The sequence below is a fragment of the Rhodohalobacter halophilus genome, from assembly GCF_001715195.1.
In the GTDB taxonomy this organism is placed as follows: Bacteria; Bacteroidota; Rhodothermia; order Balneolales; family Balneolaceae; genus Rhodohalobacter; species Rhodohalobacter halophilus.
In genome coordinates, this window is record NZ_MDWE01000001.1 from 134,385 (window position 1) to 158,376 (window position 23,992).

At 44.6% G+C, this 23,992-nt stretch carries 24 protein-coding genes; 14 read left to right on the forward strand and 10 right to left on the reverse strand.

Translation table 11 applies throughout. The features are described from left to right. Window positions 1-25 precede the first annotated feature (25 nt). Window positions 26-649: a thiamine diphosphokinase gene (locus tag BG260_RS00545; protein ID WP_069129990.1), complete on the forward strand. Its 624-nt coding sequence runs from the start codon at window positions 26-28 to the stop codon at window positions 647-649. 2 nt (window positions 650-651) lie between these two features. Further along, window positions 652-2,064, forward strand: a complete 1,413-nt coding sequence (locus BG260_RS00550; protein WP_069129991.1) for a sodium:solute symporter family protein — start codon at window positions 652-654, stop codon at window positions 2,062-2,064. On the opposite strand, the gene BG260_RS00555 is transcribed toward BG260_RS00550, so the two are convergent. The 4 genes from BG260_RS00555 to BG260_RS00570 form a co-directional block, all read right to left on the reverse strand. Then, a complete protein-coding gene (locus BG260_RS00555; protein WP_069129992.1) occupies window positions 2,061-2,348 on the reverse strand; it encodes a hypothetical protein in 288 nt (95 codons plus the stop codon). The two genes, BG260_RS00550 and BG260_RS00555, sit on opposite strands and share 4 nt — an antisense overlap. Next, complete coding sequence (gene tsaE / locus BG260_RS00560) at window positions 2,345-2,761, reverse strand: tRNA (adenosine(37)-N6)-threonylcarbamoyltransferase complex ATPase subunit type 1 TsaE (RefSeq protein WP_069129993.1); 417 nt, start codon at window positions 2,759-2,761, stop codon at window positions 2,345-2,347. The genes BG260_RS00555 and tsaE overlap by 4 nt, the downstream gene beginning before the upstream one ends. A 1-nt stretch (window position 2,762) precedes the next feature. Continuing rightward, complete coding sequence (gene porX, locus BG260_RS00565) at window positions 2,763-4,307, reverse strand: T9SS response regulator signal transducer PorX (RefSeq protein WP_069129994.1); 1,545 nt, start codon at window positions 4,305-4,307, stop codon at window positions 2,763-2,765. Between the two features lie 182 nt (window positions 4,308-4,489). After that, window positions 4,490-5,017 (reverse strand): ComEA family DNA-binding protein, encoded by a 528-nt coding sequence (locus tag BG260_RS00570; protein WP_069129995.1) that lies wholly within the window; start codon window positions 5,015-5,017, stop codon window positions 4,490-4,492. Window positions 5,018-5,111: 94 nt separating this feature from the next. On the opposite strand from BG260_RS00570, the gene BG260_RS00575 reads away from it, so the two are divergent. Then, entirely contained in the window at window positions 5,112-5,909 is a 798-nt protein-coding gene (locus tag BG260_RS00575; protein ID WP_069129996.1) for an alpha/beta fold hydrolase, read from the forward strand. Between the two features lie 9 nt (window positions 5,910-5,918). Here the strand turns inward: BG260_RS00575 and BG260_RS14100 are convergent, their stop codons facing one another. Next, window positions 5,919-6,089, reverse strand: a complete 171-nt coding sequence (locus tag BG260_RS14100) for a YegP family protein (RefSeq protein WP_176719396.1) — start codon at window positions 6,087-6,089, stop codon at window positions 5,919-5,921. A gap of 185 nt (window positions 6,090-6,274) precedes the next feature. On the opposite strand from BG260_RS14100, the gene BG260_RS00580 reads away from it, so the two are divergent. The 3 genes from BG260_RS00580 (at window position 6,275) to BG260_RS00590 (ending at window position 10,241) form a co-directional block, all read left to right on the forward strand. Further along, window positions 6,275-7,012, forward strand: a complete 738-nt coding sequence (locus BG260_RS00580; protein WP_069129997.1) for an NYN domain-containing protein — start codon at window positions 6,275-6,277, stop codon at window positions 7,010-7,012. A 111-nt stretch (window positions 7,013-7,123) separates the two neighbouring features. Next, window positions 7,124-8,806: an N-acyl-D-amino-acid deacylase family protein gene (locus tag BG260_RS00585; protein ID WP_069129998.1), complete on the forward strand. Its 1,683-nt coding sequence runs from the start codon at window positions 7,124-7,126 to the stop codon at window positions 8,804-8,806. 157 nt (window positions 8,807-8,963) lie between these two features. Further along, a complete protein-coding gene (locus BG260_RS00590; RefSeq protein ID WP_083750005.1) occupies window positions 8,964-10,241 on the forward strand; it encodes a sensor histidine kinase in 1,278 nt (425 codons plus the stop codon). A 24-nt stretch (window positions 10,242-10,265) separates the two neighbouring features. Here the strand turns inward: BG260_RS00590 and BG260_RS00595 are convergent, their stop codons facing one another. Beyond that, complete coding sequence (locus BG260_RS00595; protein WP_069130000.1) at window positions 10,266-12,803, reverse strand: serine/threonine-protein kinase; 2,538 nt, start codon at window positions 12,801-12,803, stop codon at window positions 10,266-10,268. A 26-nt stretch (window positions 12,804-12,829) separates the two neighbouring features. Continuing rightward, complete coding sequence (locus tag BG260_RS00600) at window positions 12,830-13,387, reverse strand: sigma-70 family RNA polymerase sigma factor (protein ID WP_069130001.1); 558 nt, start codon at window positions 13,385-13,387, stop codon at window positions 12,830-12,832. A 253-nt stretch (window positions 13,388-13,640) separates the two neighbouring features. Between BG260_RS00600 and BG260_RS00605 the strand changes: the two genes are divergently transcribed. The 3 genes from BG260_RS00605 (at window position 13,641) to BG260_RS00615 (ending at window position 16,522) form a co-directional block, all read left to right on the forward strand. Then, on the forward strand, window positions 13,641-14,174 hold the full coding sequence (locus BG260_RS00605; RefSeq protein ID WP_069130002.1) for an OsmC family protein: 534 nt from the start codon (window positions 13,641-13,643) through the stop codon (window positions 14,172-14,174). Window positions 14,175-14,227: 53 nt separating this feature from the next. Further along, window positions 14,228-15,052, forward strand: coding sequence for a class I SAM-dependent methyltransferase (locus BG260_RS00610; RefSeq protein ID WP_069130003.1), 825 nt, complete (start codon window positions 14,228-14,230; stop codon window positions 15,050-15,052). Between the two features lie 66 nt (window positions 15,053-15,118). Further along, on the forward strand, window positions 15,119-16,522 hold the full coding sequence (locus tag BG260_RS00615; RefSeq protein ID WP_069130004.1) for an FAD-binding oxidoreductase: 1,404 nt from the start codon (window positions 15,119-15,121) through the stop codon (window positions 16,520-16,522). Here the strand turns inward: BG260_RS00615 and BG260_RS00620 are convergent, their stop codons facing one another. Both BG260_RS00620 and BG260_RS00625 read right to left on the reverse strand, forming a co-directional pair. Next, on the reverse strand, window positions 16,523-17,755 hold the full coding sequence (locus BG260_RS00620) for a M48 family metallopeptidase (protein WP_069130005.1): 1,233 nt from the start codon (window positions 17,753-17,755) through the stop codon (window positions 16,523-16,525). It abuts the gene before it with no gap. A gap of 151 nt (window positions 17,756-17,906) precedes the next feature. After that, window positions 17,907-18,665 carry a patatin-like phospholipase family protein gene (locus BG260_RS00625; RefSeq protein WP_069130030.1) on the reverse strand — a complete coding sequence of 253 codons (759 nt, stop codon included), beginning with the start codon at window positions 18,663-18,665 and terminating at the stop codon, window positions 17,907-17,909. 83 nt (window positions 18,666-18,748) lie between these two features. Here BG260_RS00625 and BG260_RS00630 point away from each other — a divergent pair, with 83 nt between their 5' ends. The 5 genes from BG260_RS00630 (at window position 18,749) to BG260_RS00650 (ending at window position 23,697) form a co-directional block, all read left to right on the forward strand. After that, window positions 18,749-19,687 (forward strand): ring-cleaving dioxygenase, encoded by a 939-nt coding sequence (locus tag BG260_RS00630; protein WP_069130006.1) that lies wholly within the window; start codon window positions 18,749-18,751, stop codon window positions 19,685-19,687. A 98-nt stretch (window positions 19,688-19,785) separates the two neighbouring features. Beyond that, window positions 19,786-20,460 carry an alpha/beta hydrolase gene (locus tag BG260_RS00635; RefSeq protein WP_069130007.1) on the forward strand — a complete coding sequence of 225 codons (675 nt, stop codon included), beginning with the start codon at window positions 19,786-19,788 and terminating at the stop codon, window positions 20,458-20,460. A gap of 56 nt (window positions 20,461-20,516) precedes the next feature. Beyond that, window positions 20,517-22,100: a cation:proton antiporter family protein gene (locus BG260_RS00640; RefSeq protein WP_069130008.1), complete on the forward strand. Its 1,584-nt coding sequence runs from the start codon at window positions 20,517-20,519 to the stop codon at window positions 22,098-22,100. Further along, window positions 22,090-22,743 (forward strand): DsbA family protein, encoded by a 654-nt coding sequence (locus BG260_RS00645; RefSeq protein ID WP_069130009.1) that lies wholly within the window; start codon window positions 22,090-22,092, stop codon window positions 22,741-22,743. Before BG260_RS00640 ends, BG260_RS00645 begins: the two co-directional genes overlap by 11 nt. A gap of 54 nt (window positions 22,744-22,797) precedes the next feature. Next, window positions 22,798-23,697 carry a diacylglycerol/lipid kinase family protein gene (locus tag BG260_RS00650; protein WP_083750006.1) on the forward strand — a complete coding sequence of 300 codons (900 nt, stop codon included), beginning with the start codon at window positions 22,798-22,800 and terminating at the stop codon, window positions 23,695-23,697. On the opposite strand, the gene BG260_RS00655 is transcribed toward BG260_RS00650, so the two are convergent. Further along, complete coding sequence (locus BG260_RS00655) at window positions 23,691-23,885, reverse strand: hypothetical protein (RefSeq protein WP_069130011.1); 195 nt, start codon at window positions 23,883-23,885, stop codon at window positions 23,691-23,693. The two genes, BG260_RS00650 and BG260_RS00655, sit on opposite strands and share 7 nt — an antisense overlap. Between the last annotated feature and the right edge of the window lie 107 nt (window positions 23,886-23,992).

A 23,992-nucleotide genomic window follows, 5' to 3' on the forward strand; every position in this document is an offset into this window, starting at 1 on the left:
TTACTTCAACTTAATACACAAACGGATGAATGTTGTAATTTTATGTGACGGCACACCCCCAAAACCAGAACAACTTAAAAAGGAATTAAAGAACTCCTCACTATTTATCGCAGCCGATGGTGGAGCATTTACAGCAGATCGGATGGGAGTACATCCGGATGTAATTATCGGGGATCTTGACAGTTATCAAAAAACGGGGCAAGAACCGGGAGAGGTTATTCACGATCCCGATCAGGAGACTAACGACCTGGAGAAAGCTCTTGCCTATGCCTACAAAATGGAAGCAAACCATGTGACTGTTTTCGGGGCAACCGGGAAACGACTCGATCACACTTTAAAGAACCTCTCTGTTTTAAAACAGTTCCATAATCAATTTGAGTCCATCATTTTCAAAGACCGTTATTCAGATCTGTTTCTGCTTCCCATACATTTCGAAACAGAACTTCCCATGAAAACAACCGTATCACTTTTTCCCCTATCGGGCAAGGTTGACGGGATCTCAACAAGAGGATTAAAATACTCACTTACTGATGGAGTTCTGGAAAATGGTGTACAGGATGGAAGTTCGAATGAAACAATTGAAAATAAAATCGAAATTGTCCATAAAAAGGGAGACCTTCTCATCTTCATTAATCACAAAACTGACTAACTGTGGACGCTACTTTTTCGGGACTGGACTGGCTGCTGGTTGCAAGTTATTTCTTTTTTCTTATTTGGTTAAGCTGGAAAAAAGGGTGGTCATCAGACAATGAAGAGGAATTTTTACTCAGTGGAAGAAAAGTTACACTTCCCGCTTTTGTGGCCACGCTGGTTTCTACCTGGTACGGCGGAATTCTGGGTGTCGGCGAATGGAGCTATCAATACGGAATATCCCAATGGCTGATTCTGGGTGCTCCGTTTTATATCTTCTCGGCTATATTTGCCATCTTTCTGGCGGGTAAAATTCGCCTCAATAAAGCTTTAACGATTCCCGAAGCGATCGCCAACCGATACAGCGAACGAGCAGGACGCTTAAGTGCGCTCCCAATATTTATCCTGGTAAGCCCCGCACCCTACATTTTAATGCTCGGTCTTCTGTTCCAGTTTCTATCCGGCGGTGATGCACCCTTTCTCTTTTACGCTTCACTCGTGGCACTGTTTTCCGTTCTCTATATCACCATTGGCGGATTTGGAGCCGTTATTCGAACAGATATCCTTCAAATTATCCTGATGTTCTCAGGGTTTATTATTCTGTTGATGTTTGCCGTTGGAACATTCGGTGGTTTCGGGGAGCTTTCTGATGCTGTCACCGATGTACACTTCGATATAAGCGGCGGCAACTCCATCCAATATATTTTGGTGTGGTTTTTTATTGCCCTTTGGACCTTTGTTGATCCAAGCTTCCACCAGCGAGCAGCCGCGGCAGAATCTCCCTCCACTGCCCGAAAAGGAATTTTTGTCTCTATACTTTTCTGGATGGGGTTCGATTTTCTGACCGCTTTTGCCGGACTCTACGCATTTGCCATTCTGGGTCCCGGTCTTGAACAGCCGGTTTTGGCTTACCCACTACTTGCAGATCAAATCTTGCCTATCGGCTTGAAAGGACTCTTTTTTGTTTCACTGCTGGCCACCATCATGTCTACCCTGGACAGCTACCTGTTTATTTCGGGTCAGACACTGGGTCGTGACTTTCTGGTAAAGTACTTTCCACAAACCAATCCAAACCTACTCACGCGCATCGGAATTTTGGTTTCCGCACTTCTCGGCATTTTACTGATTATTGTCTATCCAAGCGTAATCGATTTATGGTATGTTATCGGTTCGGTTTTTATTCCCGGATTGCTGGTTCCCGTTTTAGGCATCTATCTGAGACCGTTCAGGCTAAAAAATGCTTATGCGATCGGAACCATTATTGGCGCTTCAGCCGTCTCGTTTATCTGGCTTATTTTGGGAACCTGGCAACCACATCAGGCCGAAGGGTATGCATTCTTTGGGGTTGAACCGTTTTACCCCGGCTTGGCAACCGCCATTATTATCTGGCTAATTGGGAGAGATGGAGCTGAGGATGAGCATCTGTCAGGTTAAGTTGATTTAAGCAGATGGCTCAGATTCAACTTATGGATCGGGATCAGATATTTGTTTGAAAATACATCTTTTTGAATACCAAGAAGGCCGGTCCCCCTGAAATCAACCACGCAGTAGTTATCTTCTGCACGAACTACCTCACCGATCCCATAATACTCCGGCGATGGACCGTAGTACACAAGGTCACCCAACTGAATGGGGTTTATCGCCCTTCGGTGATATGGATAAATTACCGGCAAAAGATCAAGCCGATAGGATAGCCGTCGGTTTTTCGTACTCATCATTCAAATATAATTTCACGTCGGTTTGCACCTGCGTTTCTGATCGTAATAACTTTTGCATCATGTGGTATTATTTCCTCAATTCTTTCAGGCCATTCCACCACACAAATGCCGTTTCCATATAAATACTCTTCTGCACCAATTTCAAGTGCTTCCTGTAAATGTTCGAGTCTGTAAAAGTCAAAATGGAACAGATCCATTCCATCTCCTTCATACTCATTGATTAAGGAAAAAGTGGGAGAAGTCACCTGATTTGCATCAATACCAAACGCTGTAACAAAGCCTTTTGTAAAATGAGTTTTTCCTGCGCCCAAATCACCTTTCAGGCAGATTACATCTCCCGGTTTACACTCTCCGGCAAACGATTTTGCAATTCGAAAAGTGTCCTGTTCACTGTTACTGATCTCTTTCTTCATCTCAGCTTTTCGATTTTAATACAGAAACAGGCAAAATCATCTCCTCCATAGAGGCACCGCCATGCTGGAATGTATCCCGGTAGCGGTTTTGAAATTTGTTGTAATTATTTGGGTACACAAAAAAGTAATCCTCTTTTGCAATAATATAGCTATTGGCCGGCGGATCTACTGGAAGCATGTACTCTTCGGGTTTATCGATATAAATAGCGGCACTCTCCTCCGCTCGCAAATTTCGTCCATACTTGTAGCGTAGATTCGTGGCCGCATCTTTATCCCCAAATACTTTGGTATCGCGCAGAGCACGCACTGAACCGTGATCACTGGTCACAACTACGGTAACATCCTCATCGGCCAGCTCCTTGAAAATTCTCAGAAGCGATGAGTGCTGAAACCAGGTCTCCGTCAACGACCGGAAAGCCGGAACATCCGGGGCAATCTGCTTAAGTACTTCAGAATCCGACCGGCTGTGAACAAGCGTATCCACAAAATTGTACACAATAGCCGTGAGCGGCGACTGCGTATAGTTGGAAATCTTACCGGCAATCCGGTTTCCATCCTCCGGATCGATCACCTTCTCATACTTCACCTGATCGGCAAAATGATTCCGCTGCAGATATTTTTTTAAAAGCTCCTCTTCGTGGCGATTCAGGGATGTTTCGTCCTGCCCCATTTCCCAAAGCTGTGGATAGCGTCGTTTAATTTCCTGCGGATACATTCCTGAAAAAATGGCGTTCCTCGAATAGGGTGTGGCCGTTGGTAAAATAGAATAGTAATAGTCGGTATCGATCGTGTAGTATTCAGAAAGAATCTGCTGAAAAAGTAGCCACTGATCGTACCGCATACAATCTATCAGAATAAAAACAACTTTTTCATCCTCTCTCAAACGTGGAAAAACTTTCTCCTGCATCAAAAACGGACTGAGCAGAGGTGCTTCATCATTTCCTTTTAACCAGCTTCTGTATTCCATCTTGATGAAACGGCCAAACGCCTGGTTTGCCTGCTGAAACTGATCCTGAAGTACCTGCTGCAATCCCTCATCGCTCGATTCCAGATTCATCTCCCAGTGAGTCAGGGTTTTGTAAATATCTATCCACCCTTTCCAATCGGTGTCATCATTGAAGCGAGATGATAGTTCATTAAAGTTTTTCAGGTAGGTCTGAGCTGCTTTTTCATTCTGAATGCGCTGTTTATCCAGAATACGCTTAACCGTTAACAGAATTTGATTAGGATTGACAGGTTTAATCAGATAGTCTGAAATCTTGCTCCCAATCGCATCCTCCATAATCGACTCCTCCTCGCTTTTGGTGATCATCACCACCGGCAGTGAAGGCTGAATATTCTGTATTTGATCGAGTGTGGCAAGGCCGTCCATCCCCGGCATCTGTTCATCGAGGAAAACAATATCAAACGGTTCGCGCCGAATCATCGACACCGCATCTTCACCGTTTGCAACCGGTGTAATTTTGAATCCTTTATTTTCGAGAAAAATGATGTGCGCTTTCAGCTGATCGATCTCGTCGTCAGCCCATAAAATTCTGTTGGCCATAAACTCTTTTTTTAAATTCTGTCTAAAAATAGTGAAAGCGTACGGGTATAGAAAAGCAACGGGGCAATTGACAAATTTTTTTACGTAATAACCTTCGATACGGTTAACACAGAGTGATGACGAAACAGAACCTGAAATTCGTCTACTTATCGGCCCAAAAAGTAAATAGTTATCAATTTACATTAAAGCTTAATAAGCGGCTTGATCGCTTCCAGGCGTTTTTCACCGATTCCCCGGATCTCTATAAGCTGATCCTTCGAAGTAAACCGTCCGTTTTCAATTCGCCACTCTATAATTCTTGACGCATAGGCAGGACCGATTCCCGGCAATTCCTGCAGCTGCTCCGCCGTAGCTGTATTGATGTTAATTAACGATACGGAATCGCTATTCGTGCCCCGGCTTGAAGAGTCGGGCGGAACTGTATCTTTCGGGGCGGTCTCAATCGCGGTGGCCGATATTTCCTGATTCACTTCAGGCAGTGGTTGATACCTGAGCATGATTTCATCATGTTCTTTCTGGAACTGAGCACTTTTTGCTTCAAATAGAGAGTCCGACACACTATAGTCAAAACCTCCCTTCGGAAACAATATCTCCGGAAATGAATAGATTCCGGTAAGAAAAACCGATAGTACAAGCATCACAATGATGGCTACTCTCTCGCTTCGTTTAATTTGTAATCGTTCAAACAGATAGAAAAGTTTTCGTTTCATCAGTCCGTAACTTTCTTAAGGTTGACGGGAGCTTTTGAATCAATTCCCTTACCTTTATGAAACAAAATCTGTTAATGCCTTACAGAAATCATCTATGACGCCTCATTTTTTCGAGTATCAGGGAGCAAAAATAGCCTGGCAAAGCACTGGGTCAGGTAAACCGCTGCTAATTCTGCACGGCTGGGGGAGCAACTCTTCCGTAATGATGCCTCTCGCTGATAAACTGAGTGATATCCGCACCTGCTACCTGATCGATTTTCCCGGTTTTGGGAACTCACCGGAACCGCCCGCTCCATGGAGTCTTGATCAATTTGCCGGGATGGTGAAGGAGTATGCAGCACACCAGTTTGGTAATGAAGCCGTTGACCTGCTTGTTCACTCCTTTGGAAATCGCGTGCTTCTGAAGTTGTTGACCGATCCGGATTTTGAAAAAAGAGCAGGGAAAATCATCATTACAGGCGGTGCCGGGCTCAAACCGAAACGGTCATTTAAATTTTACCTGAAAAAATACACGGCAAAAATCCTGAAAGCGCCCCTCCTTATTTTACCGGAGCGACTTCAAAAGAGAGGTTTGAATGCACTCCGAAACACAAGATTGTGGAAAATGCTCGGATCATCCGACTACCAAAAACTATCCGGTGTAATGCGTGAGACCTTTGTAAAAACAGTGACAGAGTTTCAGGATGAACTTCTTCCTAAAATTGATCATGAAGCACTGTTACTATGGGGAGAAAATGATACAGCTACCCCGATGGATCAGGCAGAGCGGTTGGAATCGGGGTTAAAAAATGGGGTTTTGGTCCGAATTGAAGATGCCGGTCACTACGCTTTTCTGGATCAACCCAATCAATTCGTATCCATTTGCCGGGCATACCTAAAGCCGGACCAATAAGTTAAAACATCAAAGCGCCAGCTTATAAGATGTGCAGGGGCCTTCTTCTTTTCCATTCTTCTCACACTCTTCGCGAGTCTTAAAACCCTGTTTGGAGAACTCAACAATATCACCGTTTTTCTTTACCTGTCTCCATCTCCATTCACCCTTCACATCTTCGTAAATTTCACACTTTGGCATATCTGTCTGTTTAGTTAAAAAATGTATTTAAATAACGATCTGTTGCATTCTGTATTGCAATAACGTCTCTGTACAGTATACCGCTACTGGCTCGGACACACAAGTAAGGTTCAGGGGTATCAGTTTTCAATCAATCTGAATCTATGGTACATTAAGTCAAAATTAATCCAACTCTGTATAGAAACATGGAACAGGAATCCGTTCGAAAACTGGCCGTTCTTATTGATGCTGATAATGCTCAACCTTCGGTTATTGAAAACCTGCTTGCTGAAATTGCAAAGTACGGTACGGCAAATGTTAAACGAATTTATGGCGACTGGACGTCTCCTCAGCTTAAAAGCTGGAAGGATGTGCTGCTCAATTTCTCCATTCAGCCCATCCAGCAGTTTGGCTACACAAAAGGTAAGAATGCGACTGACAGTGCATTGATCATTGATGCGATGGATCTGCTCTATACACAGGAGTTTGATGGATTTTGTCTGATTTCGAGCGATAGTGATTTTACGAAGCTTGCAGCTCGGATTCGTGAATCGGGCTTGGTTGTATACGGTTTTGGCGAAAAGAAAACACCGGAGCCATTCGTTGCTGCCTGCGATAAATTCATCTACACAGAAGTTCTCCGCGATGATGAAGAGGAAACCGGATCAGGAAAACGCTACTCCACCCTGGAATTGAAACAGGATACCAAACTGGTCAGCTTAATTCGAAATGCTGTAAAAGCTTCGTCAGATGACAGCGGCTGGGCCCACCTTGCACCCGTTGGCAGCCATATTGCCAAGCAGTCACCCGACTTCGATCCCAGAAATTATGGCTATCCAAAACTTGGCGAATTGATTAAAGCCACTAAACTATTTGAAATTGAAGAACGACCGGTTGGCCAGGGACAGTCCAAAGCGATTTATGTAAAAGACAAACGGAAATAAGCATTATCCTTCCTTTGGCTAATCACTTTCGGCCGGATAAAAATCTTTTTACACTTTTAATAATTGCTCCTTATTACTTTGATCTAAATTCAAACAAACTGAAGCCTCAATATGCTCAATCGGTTACTTATCCCACTCCTTGCTTTCGCAACTCTTTTTGCCTCTTGTACTGCAGAAAAATATGATATCGTTATTACCAATGGTATTGTTTATGACGGAAGCGGTGATTTTCCTGATGAAGCCGATATCGGAATACGAGGTGATAAAATTGTCACAATAGGAACCATACATAACACCTCAGGAGCAAAAAAAGTAATTAATGCCGGTGGAAAAGCTGTGACCCCGGGGTTTATCAACATGCTGAGCTGGGGAGCCGGTTCTCTATTAAATGACGGACGATCGATGAGCGGAATTAAACAGGGTGTAACCCTAGAGCTGTTTGGCGAGGGCAGTTCGGTAGGACCGCTTAGCGAAGAGATGCAGAGACAGCGCTGGGGAGACAATCCGTCTGACTATTTGTGGCAAACACTCGGCGAAGGCCTTCAGCACCTGGAAGATAACGGTATTTCCACTAATGTGGGATCATTCGTGGGGGCAACAACACTCAGGATTCACCAGATCGGTTACAACGACCGCGAACCAACCGAGGAAGAGTTGGCAACTATGAAGCAGCTCACGGATGAAGCCATGCGTGAAGGGGCCATGGGCTTAGGTACATCCCTGATTTATGCACCCGCATTTTATGCAAAAACAGACGAGTTGATCGAACTATCTAAAGTAGTTGGAGAGTATGACGGAATGTACATATCTCATATGCGCAGTGAAGGCAACCGGCTGGTTGAGTCGGTCGAAGAGCTCATTACGATTGGCCGGGAAGCCGGAGTGCATGCAGAAATTCACCATCTGAAAGCGGCCGGGCGGCAAAACTGGGACAAACTGGATCAGGTAATTGAGAAAGTTGAGGAGGCCCGCTCATCAGGTCAGCCGGTTACCGCGAATATGTACACGTATGATGCTGCAGCCACAAGCCTTGCCGCTATTTTTCCACCCTGGACTCAAGACGGCGGTCACTCTGCATGGATCGAACGGCTGAAGGATCCGGAAACCAGAGAACAGATTATTGAAGAGATTAAAACTCCATCCGATGGTTGGGAAAATTTCTACCTGATGGCAGGCGGAGGTAACGGGATTATTCTTGTCGGTTTGAGAAGCGATGAGCTGCAAAAGTATGTGGGAATGACACTCAGTGAAGTTGCGGCCGAACGCGGAGATAAAGATGAAGTACGCACAGCAGTGGATCTGACCGTAGAAGATAACAATCGAATTGGTGCAATCTACTATCTGATGAGTGAAGAGAACGTACAGCGCCAGATTCAGCTTCCATGGATGAGTTTCGGGTCAGACGGAGGTACTTTTGCTGCAGAAGGGGATATTCTGAACCGACAAATGCACCCACGGGCATGGGGAAATTTTGCCCGCCTGCTGGGTAAATACGTTCGGGAGGAAAAGCTAATTTCACTCGAAGAGGCGATCTATCGTCTTACAGGACTGCCTGCGACTAATTTAAAATTGAATAACCGCGGACTTTTAAAAGAGGGGTACTATGCGGATATCGTCATTTTTGATCCTGAAACCATTGAGGATCACGCCACGTTTGAAAATCCGCATCAGTACGCTACAGGGGTTGAACATGTTTTTGTGAACGGCATCCAAGTTTTGGATAATGGAGAGCATACGGGCGAATCACCCGGCCGATTTGTAAAAGGTCCCGGCTATTATGCTGCCCAAAATTAGATTTACCCCACTCTTAAAAACTTGATATACATACAACAAATCAGATAGCTTTATCTTTTTTGCCATTTGCAAACCCTGTGATTAGATTTCATACTAGGAATTGAAATTCATCTGACAGGATACCCCGGATAGACCACCATCATTTGTGGGAGCTTTAATGGCAAAATTATGGGATACGTATAAACTGAGAGTTCGTCAAAACTGTATGGGTGATTTCACCCGGATGGATGGTTTACAGTACTGGCGAAACAGGCTTTTTGCAAGTATTGTTGTCTACCTTTTTCCTCTCGGGCTTCTCATTTTAATTCCTTCGGCCATCGTGGTCTACTCGCTCAGTCTGCCAACGCTCACAATCGCATACCTCCTCTTCGGCATAGCCATCTCGATGATCTCCCTGTATGGCGGCATTGAATTGAAACAACGGAAATTCCTGTTTCTCTCACTGATCTATACTGTGGCTTCTGTCCTGATTTTTTATATGGGTGAACACGGTGCCGGCCTCACCTATCTGTTTGGGGCAACCATATTTGCACTGCTCATTCTCCCAACCCGTGCCGGCATTCTAACAATCTACATTAACATTTTCATCTGCCTTGCACACGCAGGGCTCATCTATCTTCAACAGGTCGATTATCCGTTACGGGAAAGTCACGAAGTCGCGTCATGGCTCTCAATTTCTGCCAACTCAATATTATTGAGTATTGTTGCTGTCATTTTTCTGCCGATGCTGTTCCGCGGTCTTCAGGAAACTATTGAGTCACAACAAAATTTAAAACAAAACCTCCTGATTCATCAAAAAGAGATCGAGGAGTCACTCGAAGAGAAAGAGACTCTTCTTGCTGAAATCCATCACCGTGTTAAAAACAACCTCGCCGTTATTTCCGGGATGTTACAGATCCAATCTTTTAAAGAGTCAGATGAAGAGGTTCAGGAAAAGTTACTGAACAGTACACTGCGGGTTAAATCGATGGCCAATATTCACGAACAGCTCTATCAATCAAACAGCTTTTCAAACATGGAGTTTGATGAAGGGCTGATCAGACTTGTAGAAACGATTCTCGCTACAATGAACCACTCCAAAGAGATTAATATAAAGTACGATCTGGAACCGATTCAGTTAAATATCAACCAGGCGGTTCCATGTTCGCTCGTTGTCAACGAAGTGATCACCAACTGTCTGAAACACGCTTTCAGGGATATGAATGAGGGAGAAATCCATATCAGCCTTAAGAAGGCCGGGAAGGCGGTAACCCTGAAGATATTTGATAACGGAGTTGGTATTCCCGAAGAGCATGAAAACCCGGAATCTGAGTCAATTGGTATGGAACTGATTCAAACCCTTGCAAGGCAGATTGACGGAAATTTTTCCTACAAACCGGCACCCGAACGAAATGGAACACTTTTTAACTTATCATTTGATGCAAAATTCTCCTGATGAATATTGAGGATATCAATCACCTTATTGAATACCTCTCTCCATACCGTGGACAACCTCTTGCTGTTTCACATGAAGATCCAACTCTGCCAGTACGGAGGCAAACTCATTCAGAAAACCCTGATCCGCTTCCACACCGGAGCTCTCTATTTTAATTTGTAATTGAATCAGCAATTCTTCTGCCTGATCAACCTTTCCCTGTTTCATAAGATTTTTTCCAAGATTCAGTTCGCTTGATAGCAGTCTGGGATGCATAGTATGAAGGTGTTCCCTCAGCAAGTCTGCTGTTTGCCGATAGTACGACTCAGCTTTTTCATAATCAGCCGATCTGGTGTAGAGATCTGCCATGGCCTGAATAACCGGTCGCCGAAGCGGATTGGAATCCGACATTCCATTTAAAAGCTCCTGATAAATTTCGCCGGCCTCATCATATCTCTCCAGGTTTTTGTAAAAATCGGCCAGCGACTTTCGACTGATTCCTGTTTCAATGTGGCCATCACCCAAAACCGTACTCCGGATGGTTAACGATCTCATTAAGTGTCTCTCTGCCTGATCATACTGCTCATCAATCAGGTAGGCTCTTGATAAGGATTCATGAACTCCGGCAATGAATGGATGGTTCGGGCTAAACAGATCTTCAAACAGTTCAAATGATATCCACAGATTTTTTAAAGCCTCCTCGGTCAATCCTGCATAGAGCAGGGCATCACCCAAACCGTGATATGCTGAAGCCATCAATCGATCACTGCCCGAAAACTCACGAAACATTTCTAATGACTCGCGGTGCATCTCCACAGCCTTAGAGTAGTTGCCGCGGGTCGTTTCAATGTTAGCTGCCAGGTTCAGTGTATTTGCATACTCTACAGATCGATGATTTGACACATTGCGGTAGTTTGATAATGCTCGGTCAAAAAGTTTATCAGCCTCTCTGTACTCTGCCAAATGGTGCAATGCAAAAGCGAGATGGTAGTAGGTATCAGCCAGCTCAACCGGATTCGAATTACCCCTTTTTTCATTAAAATCCGCAGCGCGCTGTAACAGTTTTGAAGCCTCCTCAAATTCACCGATTGAGACGTACACTCGGCCGATCGCATCAAAAATATGGGCCTGAACATCCGGTTGATCGTGTAAATTTTCGGCATTTAACCGCCCCCTTTCAAGAAGGTCGCTCACGGGCACCTCTCCTCCAATGTTTTCATAAGGGTCACCGGCTTCAAACATGCCCACCAGAAAATCCACTACCTGTTCAGATTTCGATGCTTCAACTTCCACCTGCTCGAGTGCAGCACGCGTTTGCGCTGAATACCTCGTGATTGTAAACAGGTATACAAGAATCAACATAAAAACAATAGCTGAGGCAACGGATTCAATCGGGTGGCGTTTTAGAAACTTAACCGTTTTATACAACTTTGCAGCAGGGTGTGCCACCACCGGTTTTCGATCTAAATACCGCTTCAGATCATCCGACATCTGCTCCACTGAATTGTATCGTTTTGAGGGTTCCTTACTCAGACTTTTCAGAATAATGCTATCCAGATCTCCTTTTAACTTCCTGCTCAGATGCCTGGAATCCATGTTCCTTTTATTCAAATCTTCTGAGCCCTTTACATTTCGAGCTCCCCCTCCCACACGCTCTGATGGCCGAGCGGGAGCAGATCTGCATATTTTATCCGCAATTTGTTCAGGAGTTAAATCATCCAGATTATAAGGTCTGAAACCTGTGAGCAGTTCATATAAAATGACTCCAAGCTGATACTGATCGGAAGTTGTTGCCATCTCTCCCATACTAATCTGTTCCGGACTTGCATAAGCTGGGGTGAGTGGAAGCAACCCTTTTCTTGATTCTGAATGTTCAGTCCCCTGCTCTTTGTCAATCGTTTTCGCAATTCCAAAATCCACCAGCTTCACTACACCCTGCGATGTCACCAAAATATTCGAAGGTTTCAGATCCCGATGCACAACCAGCTTCTGATGAGCGTATTGAACGGCATTGCAAACATCTAAAAAGAGCTCTATACGCTCTTTTACCTTTAAATTATGCTCATCACAATAGTCTGTAATTGAAATCCCCTCAATGTATTCCATAACAAACCATGGCTGACCATACTGCGTAACCCCTCCGTCAAAAAGACGCGCGATGTGATCGTTTTGAAGAGAAGCCAGAATTTGGCGCTCATATCGAAACCGTTGTATCTGCTGTTTAGACGTGATATTTCCCTTCAGCAATTTCAGAGCTACGTTCTGCTCATATTCGCCGTCGGCACGTTCAGCTAAAAAAACTGTCCCCATTCCTCCCGAGGCAATCTGCTTCACAATCTTGTACCTTCCAATCACCTCGCCATCCATTCTGCCATCTCTTTTTTCAGACAACACTTCATCACGAATGGTATTAAGCGGCAGATCCAGGATACTCTCTTTTTCATGTGCATCAATCAGTGATTGCACTTCCTGCCGAATCACTTTGTTTTCGCAGTTTTGATCCAGGAATTCTCTGCGTTCACTTCCATCTAACCTCAATACCTCCCAGAAGATCTTCTCCACTTTTTTTCTTTGTTGATCCATACTCGAACCTCTCTAAATATTCTATTCTATCTGCTAATTTCGCGATTCAGCCATGCTCGGGCAACCTGCCAGTCTCTACTAACCGTCGGTTCGGAAATTCCAAGCACACCGGCTGTCTCCGAAATCGTCAAACCGCCAAAAAACCTGCACTCTACAACTTTCGCTTGTCTTGCATCAATCTGCTCGAGCTTTTTCAGTGCTGAGTCAACGGTTATGATATCGTGCAAATCCGCTTCGAATTTTACATGCTCTGCCGACAAGGTCACTTTATGATTGTCGCCTCCTCTCTTATCTGCTTTTTTTCTGACAGCGTAGTTGACGAGTATATTTCGCATGACCTGAGAAGCAATTCCAAAAAAATGATTCCGATTTTTCCAGTCGATCTTGTTGAAATCTACCAACTTCAAGTATGCCTCATGAACCAAAGCCGTGGCACTGTAGGTATGGTCCGGCCGCTCTCCAATCAATCTGCCCTCTGCCATCCTATGCATTTCGCTATAAACCAAGGGGATCAACTGGTCCAGGGCGTACTCATCTCCTGAAGAGTGAGCTTTAAGAAGTGATGTTATGCTAACTCTCTCCATCTAAACCACTGAGCCTACAATTACTTCCCATACCAACATAAATGATAGAGGAAAACGATTTTTTCTGCTTTACATACCAGTCCGGCACCGTGCTACTTCAGAGAGATCTTTAATCTAACATGGTTAGACGGATCAGTCAACAAGGTTTAATAAAACTTACTGATGTAGTCAAGAGGGCTTAATTATTTCCAGAATCATTAAAAAAAACCTATCAAACTGAAACCCGAACACATTAACCTATAACTACACCATTATGGCCGATCGGGAAACGATAAAGAACGCCTGGCTGAGAAATCAGAAAGTGGTAGAACTTCGCCCTTCGAAAGGAATAGGCACTGCTACTACAAAAATCAGGCTGCACAACGGTACTACATGCGAAGTAACACACAAGCACTGGTCCTTTAAAGTGGATATAGGAAAAACCGAGGGAGGAAATAATGCCGGACCCGGTCCGGGAATTTTAGAGCGCGGAGCTTTGGGAAGCTGTCTCGCCATTGCCTATTCACAACAGGCCGCTGTTATGGGCCTTCAAGTTGATGACATTCGCATTCATGTTGAAACCGATATGGACGCCCGCGGCATGCTCGGAATTGACGATCGACCTCCCGGTTTTAAAGAGATCAGATATCAAGTTTTCATAAACAGCCAGGAAGCACCGGAAGACATTGAAGAAATGATCTGTAAAGCCGACAGGATGAGCCCGGTACTGGATGATTTTAAAAGAGCGATTCCTGTAAAAAGATCGATCCGGATCAACGATGAGGAATATGTTACATCTGCATCCTGATCAACTGTTCAAAAAAACCGTGTTTAAATCAATACTATTAAAACAGAACGAATATGGAACCACGACTTCAACTGCGCGTTCAGCGTTACGGCTGGGATAAAGCTGCAAATAACTACGAACCCTCCTGGAAAAAGCAATTAAAACCCGCAAGGGATAAACTTTTGGAAATGAGTGATCTCAAACCAGGAGAAACCGTTCTGGAAACATCCTGTGGAACCGGCCTGGTTACCTTCAGAGCAGCTGAACAAATAGGTTCAGACGGGACGATCGTTGCAACCGATCTTTCCCAGGGGATGGTGAATCTGGCAATGAATGCGGCTGAGGAGCGAGATTTATCCAACATCTACTTTTTGAGAATGGATGGCCAACAATTAGAAATTGATGACTTCCACTTTGATGCTGCCATCTGCTGTCTCGGTTTAATGTATTTCCCCGATCCGGTTGAGGGACTCAAAGAGATGCACCGTCTGCTAAAACCCGGCGGACGGGCAACCGTATCCATCTGGGGAGAGAGGAAAAACTGTGGATGGGCAGAGGTTTTTCCCATCGTTGACCGGCAGGTTGCTTCCGACGTTTGTCCGCTCTTTTTTCAACAGGGAACCGGAAATGTTTTAAAAAATTCATTCAAAGAAGCCGGTTTCGATCACACTGAAATTGTACGTTTCCAAACCGAAATGTACTACGCCAATCCTGAAACAGCACTCATGGCTGCATTTGCAGGTGGACCGGTGGCACTCGCCTATCAAAAGTTTGATGAACAGACCAGAAACCTCGTACATCAAGAATATCTCAAATCGATCGAACCGTTCAAAATGGGCAACGGTTACACAATACCCGGTGAATTTGTCGTGGCCCGTGGGGAAAAAGCATTGCAGTAAGATTTGCATTACAGGTTTGCACCTGCCGGCCTACATATCAATTAACAATTAAATCGAGAATAAAAAATGAATACGAAAAGAAGTCAACACTCTAATTCAATAGATCAAGAAACCATTCAAAAATTTCGGAATTCGATTCGGGGTAAATTTATTCAGCCTGATGATTCCGAGTATGATGAAGCCCGCAGTATTTATAATGGCATGATCGACAAGCACCCACGATTTATCGTTCAATGCACAAATGTTGCCGATGTCATTGCATCCGTAAATTTTGCCCGTGAAAACTCCCTGGAGACTGCCATACGCGGTGGTGGTCATAGCGGCCCCGGACTGGGCCTCGTTGATGGCGGAGTTGTAATTGATTTATCACCAATGAAAGGCATTCGTGTGGATCCAAGTGCTAAAACTGTTCGAGTGGAGCCGGGTTGCACCTGGGGCGAAGTGGATCATGCAACGCACGCTTTTGGGCTTGCAACCGTTAGCGGAGTTATTTCAACAACCGGGGTGGGTGGTTTAACACTGGGTGGCGGCCACGGATATCTCACCCGAAAGTACGGGCTAACAATAGACAATCTGATCAGCGCGGATGTGGTGTTGGCGGATGGAAGCCTTGTACATACCAGCAAAGATCAGAAACCCGAACTCTTCTGGGCCATTCGGGGAGGAGGTGGAAACTTTGGTGTTGTCACATCCTTCGAATTTCAGCTTCACCCGGTTAAAAATGTGTATGCCGGTCCAATGTTCTGGAAGGTCAACGATTTGGAAACTACCTTGAAGTGGTATCGGAACTGGTTAAAGAAACAGCCCGATGATATCTACGCTTTCTATCTTGTGGCTGAAGTACCACCCGGAGATCCATTTCCCAAATCTATACACGGAGAAAAGGTGTGTGGATTACTTTGGTGCTGCACAGGAGATGAAAAACAATTTAACCAAGCGCTGGATGAAGCACGAAACGTTATCAGCCCGCTTTTTGAATTTACGGGTAACATGCCTTATCCCGCCCTGCAAAGTATGTTTGATGAACTTTATCCTGCCGGAATGCAGTGGTACTGGAAAGGGGATTTTGTAAATGAAATCAGTGACAAAGCGATTGAGATTCACAAGAAATATGGTTCTGTTCCGACCATGCACTCCACCATGCACCTGTACCCGGTGAACGGTGCCGCCCACCGGCCTGCCAATGGGGATACGGCCTGGGACAAACGAAATGCCACTTGGTCGATGGTAATTGCCGGTGTAGATCCGGAACCGTCAAATGCTGAAACCATCACCAATTGGGCAAAAGATTACTGGAAAGCATTGCACCCTCACACCATGGGCGGGGCATACATAAACTTTATGATGGAAGAGGGAGAAGATCGCATCAAAGCGACCTATGGTAAAAACTATAATCGGTTGAAGAAGATCAAATCAAAATATGACCCCAACAATTTTTTCCACATTAACCAAAACATTGAACCGTCTTAGTCAACCATTCCGAATGGCCCTGATCCTCTCCAACACCGGAGGATGTGAATAGTTCAAAAAAACATAGAACGGATGCGGTGTAAGGTTACTCAGGTTATCCTTGGAAAGTTTTTTGAGGGCATCAATCATCGGTTTACCGTTACCTAACGTGGATGCCGCATAGTAATCGGCTTCATACTCATATTTCCGGCTCAACATCTGCATGCCGATTCCAAGAATGGTTTCCACAGGAGAATAAAGAAGTCCGAAAAAGAGCAGGCCCGCATAAACGCTCATTTGATCCATAAAGAAGGCGTCAAACAACGCCGGAACCTGCAGAAATATCGACAGCAGTGCAAACATGATCCCGGTCTGGAGGATGGAGATCGCCATATTTTTGATGATATGTTTTTTCTTGTAATGACCAATTTCGTGCGCCAGAACCGCCACCAACTCATCGGTTGTGTGCTTGTCAATGAGTGTATCAAACAGGGCTATCCGCTTATTCTTGCCAAACCCTGTAAAAAATGCATTCGATTTGGATGATCGTTTTGAACCGTCCATCACATAAACGCCCTGAAGCGGAAAGTTTACACTGTAGGCGTACTCTTCAATCGCCTGACGCAGTTCACCATCCTCCAGCGGTTCAAACTTGTTGAACAGCGGCATAATCCACGTGGGAGCCACATACTGCATGACCAGGGAAAACGCTGTAACAGCAAGCCAGGCGTACACCCATGCCCAGGGGCCGCCATACTCAAAGAAGGCAATAATACCGGCCAGAAGCGGTGCACCTATGAGTACAGACAGTAATATTCCTTTCAGCCGATCCATTACAAAAGTGCCCGGTGTGGTTTTGTTGAACCCGAACCGTTCTTCGATCACAAACGTGGAGTAAATTCCAAACGGCATGGAAATAATCATTTTACCCAATACCAGAGCTCCTATAAAAATAAGCCCGGTTCCGATTACACCAAACTCGAATCCTCTCGCCCACTGATCGAGCCAGTTAAATCCGCCGGCAAACCAGAAAACGAGCAGAATTAAAATGTCAACCGTACCGGTAAAAAAGCCGAATTTTGTCCGTACTTTGGTGTACTGCTGAGATTTCGAATAGGTCTCCTCATCATACACATCTTCAAACTCATCTGGCAGAGATTTATCAAGAGATTTCAGGTTGAGCAAATTGGAAGAAATTCCCAGCAGGTAATCGATTAGAATGGCAGCCAGGATGATGATAGTAAAAATGTTCATTTACAGTAAATCAGTGTGTCAGGTCAATAGTTTACATGTGTAGATAAATATTTAAAATCTCCTCAAAATAGCAGTTCTACTTTAGAGTCGTAACTTTTTATTTCACATAATTTCCGATAAATAGGTCTATTGATTCTGCTTAAAAACAGTATCACTCTAAAACTGCCCTTGCCGCCTCGTACCCCTCTTCAATTAATTTCTCGGTCTGGCTGGTATCTGCTTTGTTGTAAGCGCTAAGTTTCGGCTGAATCATAAAGATCTCATCATCCCTGATCTGCTGTTTAATCATGTTGTTCAAGCCAATATCAAACGTATTGACCAATACATCCACAATATCATCCGGACGCTTGTATTCCCGATTCGTAGTCAAATCCACGGCAATAATATCTTTGGCTCCCATTTCACGCAGCGGACTCACCGGCACATTTTCGCAGAGGACTCCATCCACCAGGAGCATATCCTCCCACTCAACCGGCACAAACACCCCCGGCAGGCATGTGCTGGCCATCACAGCTTTGTAGAGCGGCCCCCTGTTTAAAATAACTTTCTTACCAGTTGAAATATCTGTTGAGATCATGCTGAGTGGAATCTCAGCATCTTCAATGTTCACCTTTCCAAGCTGATCAAGCACATTTTTACCTAAACGCTCATTGCTCAAAATTCCAAGTTTTGAGAGTTTTATTCCGGTGATATCAAGCCAGTTTAAATCCAGCGCAATCTCTTCCAGCTTATCAATTGATGTTCCAAATGCTATGTGCGCCGCCACAAATGCCCCGATACTGGTTCCCGTAATAAATGACGGTTTGATATCTTTTTCATACAGAGCTTTGAGTATTCCCACATGAGCGGCTCCCAGTGCGGCACCCCCGCCTAATGCAATCCCCAGCTTATCGAATTTATTCGGGTTCATACCGGACATAATTTAGTTTAATGTTGAACTATTTTTGATTATCTTGTGTTAGAAAAGTAAAAAAGAAACAATTGGAAAACATTATGGCTGAATCAATCAAAGGCCTTCACCATATCACAGCGGTTTCAGGACCGCCCCAGGAAAATTTCAATTTCTACAGGAATAAGTTAGGGCTTCGGTTCATCAAAAAAACCATCAATTTTGATGATCCCTTTACCTATCACCTCTATTACGGCAACCACCATGCCGAGCCGGGTAGTGCCATTACGTTCTTCCCGTGGCAGCATGTTGTGGATGGTCAGCCAAACAAGGGTGAAGCAACTGCCGTGCAATATGCCGTTCCGGGCGGTTCCCTCGAATACTGGCAGAAACGTTTCAAAAAAAAGGGGATTGAAACCGGAGAAATCTATACCAGATTTGGGTTTGAGCATCTTCCATTGACCGATAACGATGGGATGAAAATTGAGATCGTCGCAGATGCGGACGTAAATGACAAAGAGACCGTAGGATATGGAGGCGTGGATGACAAACACGCTATTCGCGGGTTTTTCGGTACAACCTTAAGCTTGCCGGACATTGGCAGAACCGGAGAACTCCTTACTGAAATGGGGTGGAAATCTGAAGGGAATGAACATGGCCTGAGCCGCTACTCTTCGGAACCCGACAGCCGGCTCGGGCGTTACGTAGATTTAAAAGCCGAACCTAACTTAAACGGACGGTTTGGAAGAGGCTCAATTCATCACATCGCATTTCGCGTACCGGATGATAAGGCGCAGGCTGAGTGGAGTGAAAAGATCCGGAAGATGGGATTTCAGGTCACACCGGTGAAAAACCGTGACTACTTTCGGTCAATCTATTTCCGGGAAGCGGGCGGCGTACTATTTGAAATTGCCACCGATATTCCCGGGTTTGATGTAGATGAGCCTTTTGAACAGCTTGGAGAAAGCCTCAAACTTCCGTCCTGGTACGAAAAACATCGCGATGAAATAGAAGCACGACTGCCGAAGTTAAAAACAGATTAAAGTATAAGCCACAGAAGCACGGAAATATGCAATACAGTATATGTTATTCCGTGCCTCCGTGGCAATCATTTGAAATTGAAAAACCACTAAAACCAAATATGTTTAAAGCAAACAAAGAAAATCCATTTGAAGGACCCCATCAAAAAAGCAGAACTGTAACGGCCGGGGTTGAACCGGAAAAAGCTGACGGAGCCATCATTTTGATCCACGGGCGTGGCGCAACGGCGACTAGCATCCTTCCGCTTGCTCATGAATTCAAAGCAGATAATTTCCATTTTGTGGCGCCCCAGGCATCCGGCAACACGTGGTATCCGTACTCGTTTATGGCTCCATCAAAAAATAATCAGCCCGGACTTTCTTCGGGGCTTCAGGCTATTTTTAACATTGTTGCCAATCTTGAAGAGATAGGAATGCCGAAAGAGAAGATTATCATTCTTGGATTTTCACAGGGCGCCTGTTTGGCAACAGAGTTTGTGGCTCGTCACCCGACGCGATATGGCGGCCTTATTGCTTTCAGCGGAGGCATTATTGGAGACGGAGATTCCGTAAATCCCAAAAACTATACCGGTTCACTTGAGGGAACTCCCTATTTTGTAGGCTGTTCAGACAATGACGCTCACATTCCGGTGGAACGGGTTGAGGAGAGCGTAACCGTGATGGAAAAATTGGGCGCTTCCGTCAATAAACAGATCTATCCCGGTATGGGGCACACGATTATTCGAGATGAAATAGAAGAAGCTCATAAAATAATTAACCAAGTCAAAAGCCTGTAACAATTCTTATATTCAACACTTCTCATAAAGAAAAGGCTAATTTTACGGAATAATAGATGGATATAATCTGGATCGGCGTGGCGTTTCTACTTGGGTTTGCAGCATCAAGGATTCATTTACCCCCGCTCGTCGGATACCTGGCAGCCGGATTAACACTGGCTGCATTTGGCTATAAAAGCGGAGAAATGCTTGAAGAGATCGCTCATCTCGGTGTACTTTTTCTGCTCTTCACCGTTGGCCTTCACATTCGTTTAAAAAATATTCTTCGTTACGATATACTTGGTATAGGGCTGACACACCTGATCATCTCCACGGCAATCTTTACCCCCATCTCTCTGCTGTTTGGATTTGGATTAGAAACAGCCATAATCATCTCAATAACGCTCGGTTTTTCAAGTACTGTTCTGACAGCTAAAAATCTGGAGCGCCGGAATGAGCTCGGTGCACTCTATGGCCGGGCGGCGATCGGTATATTAATTATTCAGGATCTCGTTGCCATTGCGATAATCGCGTATACCGGCGGAGGCACACCCTCCATTTGGGGTCTTTCCGTTTTTACCCTGCCGCTTTTCAGGCCAATTCTGATCAAACTATTGGGAATAATAAAGGATGATGAAGTATGGATGCTTTTTGGATTGGCTCTGGCACTGGGTGGCGCATCCTTCTTTGAATATTTCAATCTCTCCGGTGAACTTGGAGCCCTTGCTGCCGGTATGCTTCTGGCATCCGATGAACGGGCAGATCAAATTGGAAAAAAGATGTGGGGCGTAAAAGAGGCATTCCTGGTAGGATTCTTTTTGGATGTGGGCTTAACCGGTTTCCCCTCTTTTTCTGAATATTATTATATAGGCATCATTCTGCTCATCCTGCCAGTGAAAACTGTTCTTTTTTATTGGCTGTTTATGCTTTTCAAATATAGAGCCAGAACCGGGTTTTTAGCATCTATTTCACTTACAGCCTATAGTGAGTTTACCCTTATTGCCGGACTTGTTGCGAATCAGAATGGTTATATTCCCGATGAAACCATTGTCGTTTTAGGCTTGATCACTGCTATATCCTACGCCATCAATGCCCCGATCACCATCAACGAAGAAAAGCTATGGAAACGCTGGCAAGATTTTCTTCTTAAGTTTGAACGGGAAGGCCGCCACCCGGAGCATCAAACCGTTTCTCTCGGTTCTGCAGAATACTTGATCGTAGGAATGGGAAATGCCGGACGCGCAGCCTATGACAAACTCCGGGAACAGAACAAACCGGTTGTTGGGATGGATATTGACCCGGACCGAATTGAGAGAAATCTTGAATCAGGGCGTCGAGTCGTTTACGGAGACATACAGGACTCCGATCTTTGGACAAACATCGACCTAGACAATATCAAATCTGTGATGATTGCCATGGGAAATCAATCTGTTAAAGAGAATGCAACGCGCACGTTACGAACTGCGGGATTTGGCGGGCTTATTTATGTTCTTACCATGCGCGAAGAGGAAGCTGAAGTGATGCAAAAAGCCGGTGCAAGTGCCGTTTCTATTCCAATCAAGGAAGCCGGAGAACGCCTGGCAGAACTCAGCTCAGAGAGCAATGAAAATTCTACTCAAATAAACTTAAAGGTAAAAGAATCGAAAAACGATGAGAAGTAGTATTACCCTGGTTTATGTTTACGATCCACTTTGCGGATGGTGTTACTCCTTCCATCCGGTCATTGAAAAATTGGCCGAGCGGTTTAAGAATCGGTTGAACATCCGGGTTGTGCCCGGTGGCCTGGCGGTTGACGAGAATGCTCTACCACTTTCTGAAGGATATAAATCTATTGATGATTCATTGAACGTCGTTGAAAACAAAACCGGTGTAGTATTTGGCCAACCGTTTCTGCAACTCCTGGATGAGGGTAGTTATATGTACGACTCCATGCCCGGTTGCAAAGCACAGAACGCCGTGAATCGCCTGGCCCCGGATGAGGCCCTCTATTTTGCAGGAGCAATACAACACGCTTTTTTTCAAAATGGTGCAAACCTCAACAAACCGGATACCTATCTATCCATCCTCGAAGACTTTCCAATTGATCCGGCTGAATTTGAAGCTGTTTTTACAAGTGACGAAATTGAGAAAATAACCCGCAATCAGTTCAAGTGGGTTCAACAAAACAACGCGTCGGCATTCCCTGCCCTCCTTCTTGAAATTGGCAACGACACTGGCCTGATGTCGAAAGGCTATCGCCCGTATGATACGATCGAATCTCACCTTCACCACCTAATTCGCAACATCGAGAGAATGAGCGGATAATTATTGGAAAAATTTCCATTTCTATTTTTTGATGATTTGGCTTAGTATCTCTCTATGCAAAAAAGCCATTCATCTATCTGTTTCATTGTGAACCCCGCTGCCGGAAAAGGAGATCGGCAGACTCTTCACCGGATCATTTCAGGAGAAGCTGAAGCAAGATGGCATACTTCTGAAGTTGTGAATGTTCAAGCTAATGATTCCGTTTCCGAGCTCGCAAAAAGGAAAGCTCAAACTTTCGACATTATTGTAGCCTGTGGGGGTGACGGAACGGTGAACAGTGTTGTGAGTGGCTTGGCAGAAACTAATGCAACTCTCGGGGTACTGCCGATAGGTACAGGAAATGATTTTGCAAAGGCAATTCAGGTAAGATGTAGCTTGACCCGATGTTTTGAGATATTACAACATCACCCTCCGGTCCCAATTGACCTGATACGGTACAGCGGAGATGCAGATGGGTGGTGCGTCAACACACTTGGGCTTGGACTCGATGGCCTGGCAAACTACTACTCTAAATCATACAAATGGTTGAGCGGACCCATTGTGTACGTACTCGGCGCCATCAAATCTGCATGGAAATTCCGGGGCTCTCAGGTTCAATTAAACGTTGATGGAGATCGCTTCAGCGAGAAACTGTTGATGATGACAGCATGTAACGGAAAGTGGGAAGGCGGGAAGTTTTATTTAGCTCCGGATGCGGATTTAACGGATGGACTGATCAATTTTATCACCATCAAAAAAATATCATTCTTAAAAATCCTCTTTTACCTCCCTTTTTTCAGGTGGGGTCCACAAAAATGGATGAAAGAGTTAAAAACAGAGTTGAGCCGGGAAATCGACATCCTGTCTGAGCTTCCGCTTGCAGTTCATGCCGACGGTGAACATGCAGGCTCGGAAATCCGGAATTTAAAAATCAACATAGTTCCGGGAGCCCTGAAAGTGATTACCGGCTATTGAATTTGCAGATACTCTTCGTAAACGTAGTCCCATAAACCGGCCAAATCTGAACCTTTGTTGTGTGGATTTTTGGAGGAGGAGGATTTCATTGCATCGATGCAAGCTCTCTCACGGGCGTGATGGATAGCTTTTAGCTGATGCTTGGTTGGATTTTCAATCATCTCTTCATACTTCTCTTCTTCAGGCATAATCATTCAAATTGGTTGAACATTCTGCTTTAAAATGGGAGATTCTTTTAATAAATCAAGAAACTTCATTTACAGTTTTTAACGATGATTATGGAAAAAACGTTCCC